This is a genomic window from Psychrobacter sp. 1Y4, from assembly GCF_051847555.1.
In genome coordinates this window covers 1-531 of record NZ_JBPYDE010001096.1, presented here as the reverse complement: position 1 = coordinate 531, position 531 = coordinate 1, and the positions used below count along the sequence as shown (strand labels likewise).

1 protein-coding gene is annotated in these 531 nt (G+C 39.0%); it reads right to left on the bottom strand.

The window, feature by feature from the left end:
• Window positions 1-405: ESPR domain-containing protein (locus ACS8FC_RS20595; RefSeq protein ID WP_439298149.1), on the bottom strand; the 405-nt coding region annotated here is incomplete at its 3' end.
• Window positions 406-531: the final 126 nt, after the last annotated feature.

The following is a 531-nucleotide window of genomic DNA, read 5'->3' as shown; positions in this document are numbered from 1 at the left end:
GCCTAAATCAACAGTTTTATCGAGCTTTATCGTCAGTGATTTATCCCATTGATCAGCCGTGACGCTTACATTCTTAGTATTTGAGTCGCCAATGACTGTCTCGCCACCTTGAACTGTCAAAGTTTGATGATACAACGGATTGGTATAAATCTTAGGTGCTGGATCATCTCCAGCGAAGTAAGTACCAACTGCATTTGCTTGCATACCAAAGCCAGCTGCCAATAGCCCAAGCGCCATGGCACTTAAGCGTAATGTCTTGATAGCAGATACATTGGATGTGGTATTGATAGTAGCGTTAGAGTTAATACTAGATTTGGAAGATTTGCCACGCCCTTTTGCGTATTCACCGACTGCGGTAAAACAATTTAAGGCTTCATTCCAGATGACTTTATAGATGAGGTTCATGATGTATACTCCCTTACAGATTTGTCAGATTTAAAAAATCAGAGATAAAATCCATCTTGCAAGAGAGTCGATATGACCAAATAAAACGAGTTATGAATCTATAATAATGAAACCTTGTTAAATGTT